Annotated in this window: 10 protein-coding genes and 4 tRNA genes; 11 read left to right on the top strand and 3 right to left on the bottom strand. The window is 62.8% G+C overall.

Features of this window, described 5'->3' with window-relative positions; translation table 11 throughout:
• Positions 1-82: 82 nt before the first annotated feature.
• Together hpnD and hpnC are read right to left on the bottom strand one after the other, a co-directional pair.
• Positions 83-925, bottom strand: a complete 843-nt coding sequence (gene hpnD, locus B7G53_RS17070) for a presqualene diphosphate synthase HpnD (RefSeq protein ID WP_096669880.1) — start codon at positions 923-925, stop codon at positions 83-85.
• 52 nt (positions 926-977) lie between these two features.
• Positions 978-1,838, bottom strand: a complete 861-nt coding sequence (gene hpnC, locus B7G53_RS17075) for a squalene synthase HpnC (RefSeq protein WP_096669882.1) — start codon at positions 1,836-1,838, stop codon at positions 978-980.
• A gap of 131 nt (positions 1,839-1,969) precedes the next feature.
• Between hpnC and B7G53_RS17080 the strand changes: the two genes are divergently transcribed.
• The 11 genes from B7G53_RS17080 (at position 1,970) to B7G53_RS17130 (ending at position 13,989) form a co-directional block, all read left to right on the top strand.
• Entirely contained in the window at positions 1,970-3,139 is a 1,170-nt protein-coding gene (locus B7G53_RS17080) for an efflux RND transporter periplasmic adaptor subunit (RefSeq protein ID WP_096669884.1), read from the top strand.
• A 7-nt stretch (positions 3,140-3,146) separates the two neighbouring features.
• Complete coding sequence (locus B7G53_RS17085; protein ID WP_096669886.1) at positions 3,147-6,311, top strand: efflux RND transporter permease subunit; 3,165 nt, start codon at positions 3,147-3,149, stop codon at positions 6,309-6,311.
• A gap of 200 nt (positions 6,312-6,511) precedes the next feature.
• A tRNA-Leu gene (locus B7G53_RS17090) sits at positions 6,512-6,598 on the top strand.
• 89 nt (positions 6,599-6,687) lie between these two features.
• The gene (tig, locus tag B7G53_RS17095) at positions 6,688-7,998 is read left to right on the top strand and encodes a trigger factor (RefSeq protein WP_096669888.1); all 1,311 of its coding nucleotides are present in this window, start codon (positions 6,688-6,690) and stop codon (positions 7,996-7,998) included.
• Between the two features lie 115 nt (positions 7,999-8,113).
• Complete coding sequence (gene clpP, locus B7G53_RS17100) at positions 8,114-8,734, top strand: ATP-dependent Clp endopeptidase proteolytic subunit ClpP (RefSeq protein ID WP_096669890.1); 621 nt, start codon at positions 8,114-8,116, stop codon at positions 8,732-8,734.
• A 177-nt stretch (positions 8,735-8,911) separates the two neighbouring features.
• Complete coding sequence (gene clpX / locus B7G53_RS17105; RefSeq protein WP_096669892.1) at positions 8,912-10,177, top strand: ATP-dependent Clp protease ATP-binding subunit ClpX; 1,266 nt, start codon at positions 8,912-8,914, stop codon at positions 10,175-10,177.
• Positions 10,178-10,365: 188 nt separating this feature from the next.
• Positions 10,366-12,795: an endopeptidase La gene (lon, locus tag B7G53_RS17110; RefSeq protein WP_096669894.1), complete on the top strand. Its 2,430-nt coding sequence runs from the start codon at positions 10,366-10,368 to the stop codon at positions 12,793-12,795.
• Positions 12,796-12,864: 69 nt separating this feature from the next.
• Positions 12,865-12,940: transfer RNA gene (locus B7G53_RS17115), tRNA-Gly, on the top strand.
• Between the two features lie 107 nt (positions 12,941-13,047).
• Positions 13,048-13,121 (top strand) — tRNA-Cys (locus B7G53_RS17120).
• Positions 13,122-13,177: 56 nt separating this feature from the next.
• Positions 13,178-13,269: transfer RNA gene (locus B7G53_RS17125), tRNA-Leu, on the top strand.
• An 81-nt stretch (positions 13,270-13,350) separates the two neighbouring features.
• Positions 13,351-13,989 carry a DUF6806 family protein gene (locus B7G53_RS17130; protein ID WP_096669896.1) on the top strand — a complete coding sequence of 213 codons (639 nt, stop codon included), beginning with the start codon at positions 13,351-13,353 and terminating at the stop codon, positions 13,987-13,989.
• Here the strand turns inward: B7G53_RS17130 and B7G53_RS17135 are convergent.
• Entirely contained in the window at positions 13,986-14,666 is a 681-nt protein-coding gene (locus B7G53_RS17135; RefSeq protein WP_096669898.1) for a TetR family transcriptional regulator, read from the bottom strand. The genes B7G53_RS17130 and B7G53_RS17135 overlap by 4 nt on opposite strands.
• Positions 14,667-14,780: the final 114 nt, after the last annotated feature.

The raw sequence follows: 14,780 nt of genomic DNA on the forward strand, positions 1-14,780 counted from the left end.
GGAAAAATAGCTCCTCTTCTTCGTGCAAGGGGGAGCGCACCGCCGAAGGCACGCGAAGCGACAAGCGTGGGGGCCAAAGTTTTTACACCACTTTTCCGAAGGCCTGTGTTTTCCATGCCAGCCAGAACTTGCGCAGCGGCGTCAGGCTGACACGCTGGTGCAGCACCTGGTAGCCGTCGGCCTCGATCTCGCGCAGCAGGGTGCGGTAAATGCTGGCCATCATGAGCCCGGGTTTTTGCGCGCGGCGGTCGGCTTCAGGCAGCAGCGCCAGCGCTTCGTCGTACAGGCCCAGCGCACGCTGCGTCTGGAACTGCATCAGCGCGGTGAAGCGGTCCGAATACTGGCGCTTGAGGATTTCGTGGACCTTCACGTCGAACTGCTGCAGCTCGTTGACCGGCAGGTAAATGCGTCCGCGCAGCGCGTCCTCGCCGACGTCGCGGATGATGTTGGTCATCTGGAAGGCCAGCCCGAGCTTGTGCGCGTACGCGGTGGTCTGCGGCTGCGTCTGCCCGAAAATCCGTGCGGCCACCTCGCCGACGATGCCGGCGACCAGGTGGCAATAGCTCCTCAGGCCCGGGAAATCGAGAAAGCGGTTTTGCGTCAGGTCCATCTGGCAGCCTTCGATCACCGCCTGCAGGTGGCGCGCTTCGATCTGGTAGGTGGGGGCCAGCGGCATCAGCGCCTTCATCACCGGATGGGTCGGCGAGCCGGCGTAGGACTTGAGCACCTCGGCCTGCCACCAGGCGAGCTTGGTGTGGGCCACGCCGGGGTCGGTCACTTCGTCGACCACATCGTCGATTTCGCGGCAGAAGGCATAAAAGGCCGTGATGGCCGCGCGCCTTTCCCTGGGCAAAAACAGGAAGGCGTAATAAAAACTGCTGCCGGACGCGGCGGCTTTCTGCTGGACGTATTCCTCGGGGGTCATGGGCGGGATTGTCGCAGGCTTGGGGCGATGGCACGCCGGCCGCTGTCGCGGCTTACATCCAGATCGCGCGCCACAGCATCAGCGCCAGGTCCCAGGGCATGAGTTTGGGACGCTGCCGCAGCGTGGCAAAGTGGATTGCTTCGATCTTGTCGAGGATGCGCAGGCCGCCTTGCACCACCAGGCGCAACTCCCAGCCCGCGCGCCCCGGCACCCTTTTCACCAAAGGCAAGCCTTTCAGCATGCGCGCCCTTGCCGAATGGACGCAGGCAGCTATCAATTTCGTAGTGGCCGGATTCACGTCCCGGGCCTGCAGCCGGGCTTCATCGACACCGTGCGCGGCCCACAGTTCCTGCGGCAGGTAGATGCGCCCGCGCGGAATGTCCACGCTGAGGTCCTGCCAGAAGTTGATCAGTTGCAACGCCGTGCAGATGTGGTCGCTCTGCACCAGTGACGCCGCATCGTTCACGCCGTAAAGATGCAGCAGCAGGCGGCCGACCGGGTTGGCCGAGCGGCGGCAATAGTCGAGCAGCTCGGCTTCGGTGGCATAACGCTGCTTGACGACGTCCTGCTCGAACGCGCTGAGCAGGTCGTCCAGCAGCGGCACCGGCAGCCGGAACTGCCGGATCACCGGCGCCAGCGCGGCAAAGATGGCCGGCCACCGCGCCGAGACGGGCCGGCCCTCGGCCGCGGCGAACAGGTCGGCGCGGCAGGCCGCCAGGTCGGCCAGGCGCTGGGCGGGCAGGGCGTCGCCTTCGTCGGCAATGTCGTCGGCGGTGCGGGCAAACCAGTAGATCGCCGCCACCGCCGGACGCAGGTGCGGCGGGCACAGCAGCGAGGCCACGGGGAAGTTTTCGTAGTGGCTGGAAGGAGGCTGCAGCGGCTGCGCAAGGTCGGGATGGGGGCCGGAAGTCATGGGCTGGATTGTCGCTTGACAAGCCTTGGGAATTACCCTAGATTACTAACCGGTCAGTCATTAACTCGGTTTTCAGGCTTGCCTGATTCCTGCTTTCCGGTCTTTCGCCACCGTCTTTCCTCAACGCCATCATGAACAAAACCGTTTTTGCCGTCCTCAGCAGCGCCTTGCTGCTGGCCGCCTGTTCCAAGCCAGCTCCGCCCGAAGAGCCGGTACGTGCCGTCAAGGTCATGACCGTGGGGACGGATGCCTTCGATACCGCTTACGAGTTTGCCGGCGAGGTCAAGGCCCAGGTCGAGTCGCGGTTGGGTTTTCGGGTCGGCGGAAAAATCATCCGGCGCCAGGCCGAACTCGGCCAGCGCGTGAAGGCGGGGCAGGTGCTGGCCCAGCTGGACCCGCAGGACTACAAGCTGGCCGCCGATGCGGCGCGTGCCCAGGTCGCGGCGGCGGCCACGCAGCGCGACCTGGCCTCGGCCGACTACAAACGCTACAAGGAACTCCGGGACCAGAACTTCATCAGCGGCGCTGAACTCGAGCGCCGCGAGACCACGCTCAAGGCAGCGCAGGCCCAACTGGAGCAGGCGCAGTCGCAACTGGCCGTGCAGGGCAACCAGGCCACTTACGCCGTGCTGGTGGCCGACGTGTCGGGCGTGGTGACGGCCGTGGAAGCCGAGGTCGGGCAGGTGGTCTCGGCCGGCACGCCGGTGCTGCGCATCGCCGCCGACGGCCCGCGCGATGTGGTGTTTTCCGTGCCCGAAGACAAGGTGGCGGCCATCAAGGTCGGCATGCCGGTCAAGGTGCGGGTCTGGGCGCAGAACGCCGGGCTGGAAGGCACGGTGCGCGAAGTGGGTGCCAGCGCCGACCCGCTGACGCGGACCTACCCGGTCAAGGTGGCGCTGGCCACCCAGGAGCCGCCGGTGCTGGGCGCCACGGTTTACGTGCAACCGCAGGGCCTGGGTGCTGCGGGTGTGCAGGTCATCAAGCTGCCGACCACCGCCCTGCGCCAGGAAGGCCGGGCGACGGCGGTCTGGGTGCTGGACAAGGCGAGCATGACGGTGAAGTCGCAGGTCATCCAGATTGCCACGGCCGACGGCAACGAGGCGGTGGTGGCTTCGGGCCTGCAGCCCGGCATGCTGGTGGTCAGCGCCGGCGTGCATGTGCTCTCGCCCGGGCAGAAGGTCACGATTTATCAGCCAAAAGTGGCTGCAGCCCTTGCCCCGCCTGCGCAGACGGCTATCAATCCGGTAGCGTCTGCCGCTGGCGCGATGCCATCCCCGGTCGCTGCACCTGCCGCGAAGTGAGGCTGGCATGACCCAAGTACAACCGAAGGACGGCTTCAACCTGTCCAAATGGGCGCTGGACCATCCGGCGCTGACGCGTTACCTGATGGTGGTGCTGATGCTGCTCGGCTTTGCCGCCTACTTCCAGCTCGGCCAGGACGAGGACCCGCCGTTCACCTTCCGGGCCATGGTGGTGCGCACCTACTGGCCGGGCGCCACGGCGCAGCAGGTGGCCGAGCAGGTGACCGACAAGATCGAACGCACGCTGCAGGAAGTGCCGTTTGCCGACAAGATCCGCAGCTATTCCAAGCCCGGCGAGTCGCAGATCATTTTTCAGATCAAGGACTCGTCGAAAGCTGCCGACGTGGCCGGTGTCTGGTACGCGGTGCGCAAGAAGATCGGCGACATGCGCGGCACGCTGCCCGGCGGGGTGCAGGGGCCGTTTTTCAACGACGACTTCGGCGATGTCTATGGCGTGATCTACGCGCTGCAGGCCGACGGCTTCAGTTATGCCGAGCTCAAGACCTTTGCCGACGAGGTGCGCCAGAAACTGTTGCGTGTGCCCGATGTGGCCAAGGTCGAGCAGTTCGGCGTGCAGGACGAAAAGCTCTTCATCGAGATTTCGCAAAAGCGCCTGGCCCAGCTCGGGCTGGACTTCAACCAGGTGCTGAGCCAGCTCGGCCAGCAAAACGCGGTGGAGTCCGCCGGCGCGGTGCAGACACCGCTGGATGTGGTGCAGGTGCGGGTGGCCGGGCAGTTCGAAGCGGTCGAGCAGTTGCGCGCCATGCCGATACGCGGCGCCTCGGGCAGCCAGCTGCGCCTGGGCGACATTGCCGAGGTCAAGCGCGGCTACGTCGACCCGCCGGCCGTCAAGGTGCGGCACCAGGGCCGGGAAGTGATTGCGCTCGGTGTTTCCATGGCCAAGGGCGGCGACATCATTGCGCTGGGCAAGGCGCTGAAGGCGACCACTGCCGGCATTGCAGGCGGCCTGCCGGCCGGCATCGAGCTGGTGCAGATCCAGGACCAGCCGACCGCGGTGGCGACCTCGGTCAACGAGTTCGTGAAGGTGTTGATCGAAGCGGTGGTGATTGTGCTGGCCGTGAGTTTCATCGCGCTGGGTTTTCACCGCCGGCCCGGGCAACACCCGCTGTGGAAGCGGTACTACATCGACATGCGGCCCGGCTTGGTGGTCGGCATCACGATTCCGCTGGTGCTGGCCGTGACCTTTCTGGCCATGAACTACTTCGGCATCGGCCTGCACAAGATTTCGCTGGGTTCGCTGATCATCGCGCTGGGCCTGCTGGTGGACGACGCCATCATTGCGGTCGAGATGATGGTGCGCAAGATGGAAGAGGGCTACGACAAGGTGCGCGCCGCGACCTTTGCCTACGAAATCACCGCCATGCCCATGCTGACCGGCACGCTGATCACGGCGGTTGGCTTTTTGCCGATCGGCATGGCCAAATCAGCCGTGGGTGAGTACACCTTCGCGATTTTTGCGGTGACCGTGATCGCGCTGGTGTTGAGCTGGATCGTGTCGGTGTATTTCGTGCCGTATCTGGGGACCTTGCTGCTCAAGGTGCCGCCGCATGTGCAGGAGGTGGCCGCCGGACAGGACAGCCCGCACGAGATGTTCGACAGCCCCTTCTACAACACCTTTCGCCGGGCGGTGAACTGGTGCGTACAGTACCGCTGGGTCACGATTGGCGCGACGGTGCTGTTTTTTGCGCTGGGCATTGTCGGCATGGGCAAGGTGCAGCAGCAGTTCTTCCCCGATTCGAGCCGGCGCGAGATCATGGTCGACATCTGGTTCCCGGAAGGCACCTCGTTCGCCGCCAATGAACTGACGGCCAAACGTGTCGAGGCGCGCCTGCTTCAGGAAGCCGGCGTCAGCTCGGTCAGCACCTGGGTCGGCTCGGGTGTGCCGCGTTTTTACCTGCCGCTGGACCAGGTTTTTCCGCAGACCAATGTGTCGCAATTCATCGTGCTGCCGCAGGACCTGAAGGTGCGTGAATCGCTGCGCATCAAGCTGCCGGCGCTGCTGGCCCAGGAGTTTCCCGAGGTGCGCGGCCGCATCAAGCTGCTGCCCAACGGCCCGCCCGTGCCTTACCCGGTGCAGTTCCGTGTGGTTGGCATCGATCCGCTGGTGCTGCGCGAACGCGCCGACGAGGTCAAGGCCGCGCTGCGCGAGAGCCCCAACACCCGCGGCGTCAATGACAACTGGAACGAGTCCGTCAAGGTGCTGCGCCTGGAAGTGGACCAGTCCAAGGCGCGCGCGCTCGGCGTGACCAGCCAGTCGATTGCCCAGGCGTCCAAAACCATCCTGGCCGGCACCAACGTGGGCCAGTTCCGCGAAGGCGACAAGCTGATCGACATCGTGCTGCGCCAGCCGCAGGACGAGCGCAACGCCATCACCGACATTGCCAACGCCTACCTGCCGACGGCGTCGGGCAAATCAATCCCGCTGACGCAGATCGCCAAGCCGGTGTTCACCTGGGAGCCCGGCGTGATGTGGCGGGAAAACCGCGACTACGCCATCACCGTGCAAAGCGACATCGTCGAAGGCCTGCAAGGCGCCACGGTGACCCACCAGCTCCTGCCCGGCCTGAAGGCGCTGGAAGCGACATGGCAGAAAACCGGGATGGGCGGCTACCGCATCGAGGTCGCCGGCGCCGTCGAGGAAAGCAGCAAGGGCTCCAGCTCGATTGCGGCCGGCATTCCCGTCATGCTGTTTCTGACGTTCACGCTGCTCATGTTGCAACTGCACAGCTTCAGCCGCGCCATGCTGGTCTTCCTGACCGGGCCGCTGGGCATTGCTGGCGTGGCCGGGGCCCTGCTCCTGCTGGGCCGCCCCTTCGGCTTTGTGGCCTTGCTCGGCGTGATCGCGCTGATGGGCATGATCCAGCGCAACTCGGTGATCCTGATCGACCAGATCGAGCAGGACCGGGCGGCCGGCGTTCCCGCCTGGGACGCGATCGTGGAGTCGGCCGTGCGGCGCTTGCGCCCCATCGTGCTGACGGCCGCTGCCGCCGTGCTGGCCATGATCCCGCTGTCGCGCAGCGTGTTCTGGGGGCCGATGGCGGTCGCCATCATGGGCGGCCTGATTGTTGCCACCGTGCTGACGCTGCTGGCCTTGCCGGCGATGTACGCCGCATGGTTTCGCGTGAAACGCGAAACACCGGCGTTTCAATAATCAGCCCGGCGGGGCGGCGCGTAGCGCCCAGACCCGCATGGTTCCGTGTGAAACGGGAGTCACCGGTCCCGGCCTGACCCCACCTGCGGGATGGCTGGGCGCTGAAGCGGCAGCCGATACAGGCTAAAATAGAAAGTTGACCGATTTCAGGCGGGGGTCCGGAAGCCGAAAAGCTGAGGATTCCCGTTTTTATTTCAGGCGCGCGGGTGGCGAAATTGGTAGACGCACCAGGTTTAGGTCCTGACGTCCGCAAGGATGTGGGGGTTCGAGTCCCCCCCCGCGCACCACGATTGAGACTTTCAGGACGATGGCCGCACGGGTTGACCGGTGCGCCCCTCTGTCTTTTACACATTTTTCGGATATTTAGGAGTAGATCATGGCCGTGACTGTCGAAACCCTTGAAAAGCTGGAGCGCAAGATCACTTTGACGCTGCCCGTAGGCACCATCCAGTCCGAAGTGGACGCGCGCCTGAAACGCCTGGCCCGCACGGTCAAGATGGACGGTTTCCGTCCCGGCAAGGTGCCCATGAACGTGGTTGCCCAGCGTTATGGCTACTCGGTGCATTACGAAGTCATGAACGACAAGGTCGGCGAGGCTTTCTCCGTGGCCGCCAACGAAGCCAAGCTGCGTGTGGCCGGCCAGCCGCGCATCAGCGAAAAGGAAGGCGCGCCCGAGGGCGAGCTGGCGTTTGACGCCATTTTCGAGGTCTACCCGGAAGTCAAGATCGGCGACCTGGCCAGCGCCGAAGTTGAAAAAATCACCGCGGAAGTGACCGACGAAGCCATTGACAAGACGGTGGACATCCTGCGCAAGCAGCGCCGCACCTTTGCCCAGCGAGCCATCGACGCGCCGGCGCAGGACGGCGACCGCGTCACCATCGACTTCGAAGGCAAGATCGACGGCGAGCCGTTTGCCGGCGGCAAGGCGGAAGCCTTCCAGTTCCTGGTCGGCGAAGGCCAGATGCTCAAGGAGTTCGAAGACGCGGTGCGCGGCATGAAAAGCGGCGAGAGCAAGACCTTCCCGCTCAATTTCCCCGCCGATTACCATGGCAAGGATGTGGCCGGCAAACAGGCCGACTTCATGGTCACCGTCAAGAAGATCGAAGCCGCCCACCTGCCTGAAGTCAACGAAGCCCTGGCCAAGTCCCTGGGCATCGCCGACGCCACCGTCGAAGGCCTGCGCGCCGACATCCGCAAGAACCTCGAGCGCGAAGTCAAGTTCCGCCTGTTGGCCCGCAACAAAAACGCCGTCATGGACGCGCTGCTGGCCCACGCCGAACTCGACGTGCCCCAGTCGATCGTCCAGTCCGAACTGGACCGCATGGTCGAAGGTGCCCGCGCCGACCTCAAGCAGCGCGGCATCAAGGACGCCGACAAGGCGCCGATTCCCGACGACATCTTCCGCCCGCAGGCTGAAAAGCGCGTGCGCCTGGGCTTGGTGGTGGCCGAGCTGACCCGCACCAACGACCTGTTTCCCAAGACCGAACAGGTCAAGGCCCACGTCGAAGAACTGGCTTCGAGCTACGAAAAGCCGGAAGACGTGGTGCGCTGGTACTTCAGCGACGAAAAACGCATGGCCGAGGTTGAGTCCGTCGTGATTGAAAACAATGTCACGAATTTTGTGCTGGGCAAGGCCAAAATCGTCGAAAAATCGGTGCCATTTGATGAATTGATGGCGCAGAACTGAAGCGGACGGCGGGCCCTTGGTCCGGCGCAGAGCTGATTTCTGATGCAGGGGCTTGCGGCTGAGGCTTCAAGCCCCATTTATTTTGGGTAAAGTAGTCCCAACATTTGGAGAAAACATGAACATTTACAGCAGTGCACAGGACATCCAGGGCCTCGGCATGGTGCCGATGGTGATTGAACAGTCTGGCCGTGGCGAGCGGTCCTATGACATTTATTCGCGTCTGCTGAAGGAGCGTGTCATTTTCCTCGTGGGCCCGGTCAATGACCAGACGGCCAACCTGGTGGTGGCGCAGTTGCTGTTCCTCGAGAGTGAAAACCCGGACAAGGACATTTCGTTCTACATCAACTCCCCGGGCGGTTCCGTGACCGCCGGCATGGCGATTTACGACACCATGCAGTTCATCAAGGCCGATGTGTCTACCCTGTGTGTGGGCATGGCGGCGAGCATGGGCGCCTTTTTGCTGGCGGCCGGCGCCAAGGGCAAGCGCTTCTCGCTGCCCAACTCGCGCGTGATGATTCACCAGCCCTCGGGCGGCGCGCAGGGCCAGGCCACCGACATCGAGATCCACGCCCGCGACATCCTCAAGACGCGCGAGCAGCTCAACCGCATCCTGGCCGAGAACACCGGGCAGACGATCGAGAAAATCGAGCGCGACACCGAGCGTGACTACTTCATGTTTGCCGACGACGCGAAGGCTTACGGCGTCGTGGACCAGGTGATCGCCAAACGCCCCTGAACGGGCGTTCGCTTCCCCTGGTTGCAGCATAGCAACGGCGTTTCTGTAACAGGGGACGCCGTTTTTATTGGCATCTCCCTCGGAGCCGGCTGAGACCTGTTTCGCCGTAAGTCGGGCCAGGTTTATTTGGTTATCATTAGCTAACACGTCCCACGGGCACCCAAAGGCATTACATTCATGGCCGATAAAAAAGGCTCTTCCAGCGAAAAAACCCTGTACTGCTCCTTCTGCGGCAAAAGCCAGCACGAAGTCAAGAAGCTGATTGCAGGGCCATCGGTTTTCATCTGTGATGAATGCATCGACCTGTGCAACGAAATCATCCGCGACGAACTGCCCGCCGGGGATGACGTGCGCGAAACGCGTGGCGACCTGCCGACGCCGCTGGAAATCAAGGCGACGCTCGATGGTTACGTGATTGGGCAGGAGCCGGCCAAGCGCACGCTGGCCGTTGCTGTCTACAACCACTACAAGCGCCTGCGCCACAAGGAAAAAGCCAAAAAAGACGATGTGGAGCTGACCAAAAGCAACATCCTGCTGATCGGCCCCACTGGCTCCGGCAAGACCCTGCTGGCCCAGACCTTGGCGCGCACCCTCAACGTTCCCTTCGTGATGGCCGACGCCACCACGCTGACCGAAGCCGGCTATGTCGGCGAAGACGTCGAAAACATCATCCAGAAACTGCTGCAGAGCTGCAACTATGAAGTCGAGCGCGCGCAGCAGGGCATTGTCTACATCGACGAAATCGACAAGATCTCGCGCAAATCCGACAATCCGTCGATCACGCGCGACGTGTCGGGCGAGGGCGTGCAGCAGGCGCTGCTCAAGCTGATCGAGGGCACGATGGCCTCGGTGCCGCCGCAGGGCGGCCGCAAGCACCCGAACCAGGACTTCCTGCAGGTCGACACCACCAACATCCTGTTCATCTGCGGCGGGGCTTTCTCGGGGCTGGAAAAAGTCATTGAAAACCGCACCGAATCGTCCGGCATCGGGTTCGGCGCTTCCGTGAAGAGCAAGAAGGCCCGCAGCCTGACCGAGTCCTTCAAGGACGTGGAGCCGGAAGACCTGATCAAGTTTGGCCTGATCCCCGAACTGGTGGGCCGCATGCCGGTGGTCGCCACTTTGGCCGAACTGACCGAGGACGCGCTGGTGCAGATCCTGACGGAACCCAAAAACGCCGTCGTCAAGCAGTTCAGCAAGCTGTTGTCCATGGAAGGGGTCGATCTGGAGATTCGCCCCTCGGCGCTCAAGGCCATTGCCCGCAAGGCGCTGGCGCGCAAGACCGGCGCGCGCGGCCTGCGCTCCATCCTGGAGCAGTCCCTGATTGACACCATGTTTGACCTGCCCAATACCAGCAATGTGGAAAAAGTGGTGGTTGACGAGTCGACGATCGAGGAAAACAAGCCACCGCTGCTGGTGTACCGTGAAGCCGCCAAACAGGCCTGAGACCGCCCCAGGGGAAGAAGGACGAAGAAGGACTCCGGTGTGTAGCCTGTCGTGGCATAAATGGGCGGCAGGCTTGAAAAGTGGCCGCTGTTCCCCACTTTCGAGTTAACTGTTTTCGCCGATACTGAAAATTCCCCGGACGCCACCGCGCCTCGGTTTTCGTTAAAGGCCTACCTTTAAAGGTTGATATGTCCGCACAAACCACATTGCCTTCCAGCCCCATCGACCTGCCGCTGTTGCCGCTGCGTGACGTGGTGGTGTTCCCCCACATGGTGATTCCACTGTTCGTCGGCCGCCCCAAAAGCATCAAGGCCCTGGAGTCGGCGATGGAGGCCGAGCGACGCATCATGCTCGTGGCCCAGAAAGCCGCCGCCAAGGACGAACCTTCTGTCGAGGACATGTTCGGGGTCGGTTGCGTGGCCACGATTTTGCAGATGCTCAAGCTGCCGGACGGCACGGTCAAGGTGCTGGTCGAAGGCCAGCAACGCGCCGTTGTCAACAAGATCGAAGAGGGTGAGGCCCACTTCAGCGCCAACGTGACGCCGGTGGAGGCGGCCGTGCTCACGCCGGGCGACAAGACCAGCGAGACCGAGGCCCTGCGCCGCGCCGTGATGCAGCAGTTCGACCACTACGTCAAGCTGAACAAGAAAATCCCGCCGGAGATCCTCACCTCGATTTCCAGCATTGATGACGCCGGCCGGCTGGCCGACACCATTGCCGCGCACCTGCCGCTCAAGCTGGACGCCAAGCAGGTCATTCTCGATCTGGACAACGTCAAGGCCCGTCTCGAGAACCTCTATGAGCAGCTCGAACGCGAAGTCGACATCCTCAATGTGGACAAGAAGATCCGCGGCCGCGTCAAGCGCCAGATGGAGAAGAACCAGCGCGACTTCTACCTGAACGAGCAGGTCAAGGCGATCCAGAAGGAGCTTGGCGAAGGCGAAGAGGGCGCGGACATCGAGGAGATCGAGAAGAAGATCAAGACCGCCAAAATGCCGCAGGAAGCGCGCAAAAAAGCCGAGAGCGAGCTGAAGAAACTCAAGCTGATGTCGCCGATGTCGGCCGAGGCGACCGTGGTGCGCTCCTACATCGATGTGCTGACGGGCCTGCCCTGGAGCAAGAAGACCAAGATCAAACATGATCTGGCCAACGCCGAGGCGGTGCTGGACGAAGACCACTACGGCCTGGAAAAGGTCAAGGACCGCATTGTTGAATACCTCGCGGTGCAGCAGCGCGTCGACAAACTCAAGGCGCCGATTCTCTGTCTGGTCGGCCCTCCCGGTGTGGGCAAGACCTCGCTGGGCCAGTCGATTGCCAAGGCCACGGGGCGCAAGTACGTGCGCATGGCGCTGGGCGGCATGCGTGACGAGGCCGAGATCCGCGGGCACCGGCGCACCTACATCGGTGCCTTGCCGGGCAAGGTGCTGCAGAGCCTGACCAAGGCCGGCACGCGCAACCCGCTGTTCCTGCTCGACGAGATCGACAAGCTCGGCACCGATTTTCGTGGCGACCCTTCCAGCGCACTGCTGGAGGTGCTGGACCCCGAACAGAACCACACGTTCGGCGACCACTATGTCGAGGTCGACTTCGACCTCAGCGACGTGATGTTCGTGGCCACTTCGAACTCGATGAACATTCCGCCGGCCCTGCTGGACCGCATGGAAGTGATCCGCCTGTCGGGTTACACCGAAGACGAAAAGACCAGCATCGCCATGCGTTACCTGCTGCCCAAGCAGCTCAAGAACAACGGCGTCAAGGAAGACGAGCTGGAGATCAAGGAGCAGGCGGTTCGCGACATCGTGCGTTATTACACGCGTGAGGCTGGTGTGCGCTCGCTTGAGCGCGAACTTTCCAAGATCTGCCGCAAGGTGGTCAAGGGTATCCAGCTCAAGAAGATGGTGCCCAAGGTGCTGGTGACTGCCGACAACCTCAACGAGTTTCTGGGCGTGCGCAAGTTTGACTACGGCCGGGCCGAGCAGCACAACCAGGTCGGCCAGGTGGTCGGTCTGGCCTGGACGGAAGTCGGCGGCGATCTGCTCACGATCGAGGCGGCGATGATGCCAGGCAAGGGCGTGATCACGCGCACGGGTTCGCTCGGCGACGTGATGAAGGAGTCCGTGGAGGCCGCGCGTACGGTGGTGCGCAGCCGGGCACGGGTGCTGGGCATCAAGGACGAAATGTTCGAGAAGCGTGACATCCACATTCACGTGCCCGACGGCGCCACGCCCAAGGATGGTCCGAGCGCCGGTGCGGCGATGACCACGGCCTTTGTATCGGCCATCACCGGCATTCCGGTGCGCGGCGATGTGGCGATGACCGGCGAGATCACGCTGCGTGGCGAGGTGACGGCGATTGGCGGCCTGAAGGAAAAACTGCTCGCGGCTTTGCGCGGCGGCATCAAGACCGTGTTGATCCCCGAAGAGAACGCGAAGGACCTGCAGGAGATTCCGGAAAACGTGAAGAACGGCTTGGAGATCGTGCCCGTCAAATGGATCGACCAGGTGTTGCAGATCGCACTGGTGCGCCAGCCGGTGCCCCTGCCGGACGACGAGCCCGCGGTGGTCGCAGCAACGCCTGCTGCACCTGCGGTGGAAGTTGCGGACAGCATCAAGCATTGAGTCTTGTGCAAATTTTTCAAGTTTCTTCGCAAAGCACAAAAAAGCACGCTATAATTCGAGGCTGATAACGCGGGAGTAGCTCAGTTGGTAGAGCGCAACCTTGCCAAGGTTGAGGTCGAGAGTTCGAGACTCTTCTCCCGCTCCAATTCGAAAAGGGCAGCACTTAAAAATGCTGTCCTTTTTCATTGGTGATAGTTCACAAGCGATTCAGTAGAATCATCCTGTTGGTTCTGCTGGAAGCGGTCAGATTACGGCGCGGTAACAAAGCGGTTATGTACCGGATTGCAAATCCGAGTAGGTCGGTTCGACTCCGGCCCGCGCCTCCATCCATGTTTTTTGCAGCCCCTTGCCAGGGGCTTTTTTGTTCGTCAGCATGTCCCCGGCCTGAGTGGTGAAATAGGTAGACACAGCGGACTTAAAATCCGCCGCTTCGTGAAAACGGGCGTACCGGTTCGATTCCGGTCTCAGGCACCAGACCCCGGAACAACGCCTCACAGGCCCTGTCGGCATGCTGGCGATGCCCATTTCAGACCGCAACTGGTTAAGATAGATTCCATGGCCCGCTACACCACCCCTCCTTTCGAAATACATGTCCACGGCGAAGTGCCGTTGCGTGAGGATGTCGGCTTTGAGCAGTTGCAGGACGCCCTGAAGCCGCTCTGGAAATACGCGGGTGCCAAGTCGCTGGCCGACGGTGCGGCCAGCACCTATGAGGAGGAGCCCGGCATACGCTTCGATGTCCACCAGCATCTGCTGCAACTGTGCTGGACGGTTCCCGGTGACGAGGATTTCCGCCAGGTCCTCGACGAGGTCTGCATGGCCCTGAACGAGCTGGCTGCCAGCGGTGCGCCCATCGAAGTCACTTTCTACGATGCGGATTTTGACGAGGATGAGGAGCCCGATGGCGAAGAGGCCAGGGACGACTTTGCGATGTATTTTGTCGGCCCCACGCCGGCTGCCATCATGCAGGTCCAGCGCGACCTGCTGGTGCAGGACATGATCGGCCTGATGGAGCGGCATTTTGATGCGGCCGAACTCGGCGATGTGGTGTCCGCTGTCGACAAGTTGTTCGAGCAGCGTTTTGATGCGCTGGTCAGTTCCATGCAGCTGGGCCGGCCTCCGCGCGGGATGGGCGGTCCGCAGGGCGGTTCAGGCCACGGCGGCGGCGGACGCAAGCCGCGGCATCTGCATTAAGGCTGAGACCCGGGCGGGGCCGTAGCGCCCCTGCCTGCGTCGGGAAATCCCAGCCCGCGCAGATAGACCTCCACCACGTCCCGCCCCAGGGACTCCAGATCGAAGTCGGCGCTTTCCAGCAACCAGCTCTGGATCAGGCCGTCGATGATGGCGTGCAGGCCCTGCGCCGCCGCAGCGGTCGAGACCGGCAGTTCCAGCGCGTGGTGCTGGCTGGCCGCCTGAAAACCCCGTTCAACCTGCTCCAGAAAGTCACTTCGGCTCTTCAGGTGACGCAGGCGCACGGCCTGGAGCTCGCCGACATATTCCACCTTGTGGGTGGCCACTTCGAAGACGCGGCGCGTCTGCGGGTCGCTGGCGATGCGCAGCAGCGCCTCGCCCACGCCGTTGCGGATGCGCACCAGCGGGTCGGTGTGCCCCGCTTGTCCCTCCTGCCCTTCTTGCCCCAGCTGGTCCTGGAAGGTCTTTTCCAGGGGCAGGGTGACCCGTTCCATCATCGCGTTGAAGAGATCGGCCTTGTCCTTGAAATGCCAGTAGACCGCGCCGCGGGTTGCCCCCGCCCGCCGGGCGATGTCCTGCAGGCTGGTGCGCGAGACGCCCTGCGCCTGGAACAGGTGCTCGGCTGCATCGAGCAGCTTGTGGCGGGTGGCCAAGGCGTCTTCTTTGGTTCGTCGGACCATGCTTCTCCTCCCGAGAACAGAGTTTCAAGCGGGTTTATTTATACATTCATAAATGTATGTAAACTATATCACTCGTCAAAACCCTTATTCTTTTGCCTTTTGTCCGATGTGCCG

The sequence above is a fragment of the Polaromonas sp. AET17H-212 genome, from assembly GCF_002379085.1.
Classification (GTDB): Bacteria; Pseudomonadota; Gammaproteobacteria; order Burkholderiales; family Burkholderiaceae_C; genus Polaromonas.

Excerpts from the sequence above, each read along its gene's own strand:
- hpnD (WP_096669880.1), bottom strand. The coding sequence starts at position 925 with ATGACCCCCGAGGAATACGTCCAGCAGAAAGCCGCCGCGTCCGGCAGC.
- hpnC (WP_096669882.1), bottom strand. The coding sequence starts at position 1,838 with ATGACTTCCGGCCCCCATCCCGACCTTGCGCAGCCGCTGCAGCCTCCT.
- B7G53_RS17080 (WP_096669884.1), top strand. The coding sequence starts at position 1,970 with ATGAACAAAACCGTTTTTGCCGTCCTCAGCAGCGCCTTGCTGCTGGCC.
- B7G53_RS17085 (WP_096669886.1), top strand. The coding sequence starts at position 3,147 with ATGACCCAAGTACAACCGAAGGACGGCTTCAACCTGTCCAAATGGGCG.
- tig (WP_096669888.1), top strand. The coding sequence starts at position 6,688 with ATGGCCGTGACTGTCGAAACCCTTGAAAAGCTGGAGCGCAAGATCACT.
- clpP (WP_096669890.1), top strand. The coding sequence starts at position 8,114 with ATGAACATTTACAGCAGTGCACAGGACATCCAGGGCCTCGGCATGGTG.
- clpX (WP_096669892.1), top strand. The coding sequence starts at position 8,912 with ATGGCCGATAAAAAAGGCTCTTCCAGCGAAAAAACCCTGTACTGCTCC.
- lon (WP_096669894.1), top strand. The coding sequence starts at position 10,366 with ATGTCCGCACAAACCACATTGCCTTCCAGCCCCATCGACCTGCCGCTG.
- B7G53_RS17130 (WP_096669896.1), top strand. The coding sequence starts at position 13,351 with ATGGCCCGCTACACCACCCCTCCTTTCGAAATACATGTCCACGGCGAA.
- B7G53_RS17135 (WP_096669898.1), bottom strand. The coding sequence starts at position 14,666 with ATGGTCCGACGAACCAAAGAAGACGCCTTGGCCACCCGCCACAAGCTG.